Origin of the sequence: Xanthovirga aplysinae, from assembly GCF_009711365.1 — a bacterium.
GTDB lineage: Bacteria > Bacteroidota > Bacteroidia > Cytophagales > Cyclobacteriaceae > Xanthovirga > Xanthovirga aplysinae.
On the sequence record NZ_SMMB01000676.1, the window covers coordinates 1 to 3,215 of the forward strand.

Here is a 3,215-nt window from a genome sequence, read left to right on the forward strand (position 1 = left end):
TCAAATCAATGAAAATGGGGTATGCGACCATCAAAGGCTTTGGTACTTTCCGCATGTTTCGAAAGCATCAATTTGATAAAGGGTGTCAATTCTCTGAAAATTTGAAAGATAGATTGAAGGGAGAAATCCGTTAAATTGAAAGGCAATTCAACCTGTACTCCTAACTTAATTTTTAGAGAGCAGAGTCTTAAAAGGAAAAATATTGGCCTTCTTGAATCTTTGCAACAGATCCCTAAAAGGCTGGTTATTTAACCCATCCTATAAATAAAAAGGTAGATTGATGGTTGTAGAAAAAACTCTATAATTAAGTTAACAACTTAAAATATATCATCTGCTTCCTACTGAATAATTTTCCAAAATCAAGGGTCTAAAAACAATTTATTTTTTTTGATTAAAAAGAAACCTTTTAAAATATAAACTGTTATTCTTTATATAATTTAATTGAATAATATATCATCGGGAATGGGGTATATGGTTAAAGCCCTCTCAAAAGGCAGGAGTAATTTAGTTTATTATAAAACGGACAAATAGTATTTTGCGCCTTCCAAGATTTAATTCTACCCAGAATAGATTATATACTAACGTAAAATAATTTTTAACTTCAATAAAAATTGAATAAAATGGGTTTTAGTTATCATAATAATGATGTGAGCATCCTCAATAGAGGGTTGGGCATTAGTGGACATTTGCAAAGGACAGGTTCTGCAGTTACTCCAGGACAGGACCCTAATAATAATTTGGGAGCGCCTGTCTTTGAGATTAATGCTAGTAGTAATTTAAGATTCGTAGTAGGTCGTCATGGCTCATCTGGCCCTGCAACCTATTTTAACCAATTGTGCCCGGCAAGCAAGAATACCTTTGGCCATACGGCAGGTGACTTAAATTTCGCTGTTAGGGGTGATTTATACCTAACCCTCGCTATAGATGTAACAGATGATATGGTGGAGATCGTTATTCCAGATATATGCCTGGCTCAGGGACACTCAGGAACCAGTAACAATTGGTGGTTCGGTGCGGTAAATGGCGAATACCTCGGTAATAATGAGGTGAGATGCAAAGGAACCATCACCGACGATGATAATAATATTGTTGAAGCTACTTTTCTACGAGGTGGTAACCCTGTCAATCAAGTCAATATAACTACAGCAAGAAAAATACCATTATCCTAGATGAAAATCTGAGCCCTAAAGGGAGCTTCAATAAAAAAGAATTTACAGGACCTCCTACGATAAGAACCGGATAGAGAATCCATATAGGGTTAGCTGTAATTAGCAATTTTCCGGCTCATTTCTTTGGAAAGGTTCAAGTAATCTTCTGCTCCCTTACACTTTGGGTTATAGTCAAAAAGATCCTTTTCACTAGCCTGAACCCCCGGTAAACTAATGTTATTTCTAATAATTGAAATATATTAATATCAGGCATGTTATCTACAACATGCTAAATAGCCGTTTTGGGTAGTCTTTGATTGGTTAGGGTAAAAAGAGTTCCTTCTATACTCATATTTGTATTAACATCGATCCTTAGTTCATCAATTTTATAAAGCAATTTATTTAAGTCCCTTATAGAAGGTATTTCAGGCTGAAGAGTAGTTAAACAACTATCAGAATCCAACAGAGCGCAAGAAGTAATAATATTTAGTGAAGACGGGCATTCAATCAGAATATAATCATATTCATTTTTAATAGGCACTATAGACCTTCTTAATCGGTTAAAACCCGTTAATGTATTCGTTAAATACCTTTCAACCTCAATCATCTTTGAATTTGAAAAAGATAAAATTAATTTCTTCGTGATTATAATGTATTAAGTTTCCCTGACTGAATTAAGATATCGACCACTTGTGATTTCGGATGATATACGCCAAAGGATTGCGATAAATTTCCCTGAGAATCCATATCGATTAGTAGCACTCTATTAGTAAAGGGTAAAGTTTTACCCAGGTTGATCGCTGTTCTTGTTTTCCCTACTCCACCTTTATGATTAAAAATAGATATAATTCGGCAGTAATTTATTTGAACTTATTGGATGAGCTGGTTTTTAGCCGTATTTTATCAAAACTGGAACTTAGCAATTAATATGCTATTCATTTAATTTTCTTACTCCCCTGGTAATTTTTCCCAATAGGCCTGTACTTATTTTAGCTATTTTTTCCAGAGACTTTACAGCTAAGGCTGGATTACTTTTTAAAAAGTTTATGACTTGATTATTGGTCATTATCATCCAAATTAGAATTATCAACAGATAAAAAGCTCTCCTCTTATCATAAGAAAATATCCTAAAAATAAACCTATATGCCTATTCTAAAATCATGAATAATCAAAAATTGATAATTAAACCTTCGACTATATTACCAATATAAATAATACTAAATATCAAATAATAAGTAACTTTTTTTGTAAAAAAGCTATTTATATAATTTTAAAAAACTTTTTCCACAAAACACAATAAAAATTAAATTCAAATTTATTAAAAAAATAATCATGTAAATAATTGATAAGTAAGAAACATCGATTATGTCTGTTTATTTAGAAATTTATTTTATTCTAACTATAAGAAAATAAGCGTTTAATTACAATAACCTTCATCAATATAATTTCTTCAATTCTGCCATAGCCTTCATATTTAAGACAGGTTTAAATCCTTTAATTCTTTTTTGGTAGTGTTACAAATGTGCACCTTTGAACTCTAGATTATACTTCCTAAAGAAGTATTGTAAAGCTCCTTTATGATTCTCTTCACTCTTTGAAAAAGAAAGCGGTTTTCTTACCAGTTTAGACACTCTTTATCTAATTATATTATTGAGTCTTTCTAAGTAACTGGTTTCTTTTTTTGCTTTGAATAATGGTGTCTATCAGTAGTGAATACTCCTTTGGAGGAGTCCCAATCATCAAAATAGAAATAGCCTTTCTTTTGAATAAATTGGGGAATTCTTTTAAAATTTTTTGATATCATTTCTCCCTTTTCCTTTAAAAGCCTCATCAAAATTATGTTAGCCTGTGATAGAAAATGCAAAGAATAAGAACTCTCAGATCGAAAGTAAATATTTGTAACTGAAAGGTGCATCAGAGCCACAAAGGGAGCCCAGCGTCCAATATTAATTTCGTCTGAAGTCAAAGACTTCGTACATACTAACCATAAGTTAGCACCATTCTCAGTCGTCACTCGTCCCCTTTGGCCTTAGGTTATGACAATCTCAAATTTAGCCTACTTCTCAA

At 32.2% G+C, this 3,215-nt stretch carries 3 protein-coding genes; 1 reads left to right on the forward strand and 2 read right to left on the reverse strand.

Translation table 11 applies throughout. The features are described from left to right. The first annotated feature begins 620 nt into the window (after positions 1–620). On the forward strand, positions 621–1,169 hold the full coding sequence (locus E1171_RS04050) for a hypothetical protein (protein WP_155204356.1): 549 nt from the start codon (positions 621–623) through the stop codon (positions 1,167–1,169). Positions 1,170–1,437: 268 nt separating this feature from the next. Here E1171_RS04050 and E1171_RS24400 read toward each other — a convergent pair whose 3' ends face one another. Then, a complete protein-coding gene (locus tag E1171_RS24400) occupies positions 1,438–1,800 on the reverse strand; it encodes a ParA family protein (protein ID WP_343031290.1) in 363 nt (120 codons plus the stop codon). Next, the gene (locus E1171_RS24895; protein WP_187696243.1) at positions 1,794–2,012 is read right to left on the reverse strand and encodes a ParA family protein; all 219 of its coding nucleotides are present in this window, start codon (positions 2,010–2,012) and stop codon (positions 1,794–1,796) included. The genes E1171_RS24400 and E1171_RS24895 overlap by 7 nt, the downstream gene beginning before the upstream one ends. Positions 2,013–3,215 lie beyond the last annotated feature (1,203 nt).

Bases quoted from the DNA above. Each gene is read 5' to 3' on its own strand.
- E1171_RS04050 (WP_155204356.1), top strand. From the start codon at position 621: ATGGGTTTTAGTTATCATAATAATGATGTGAGCATCCTCAATAGAGGG.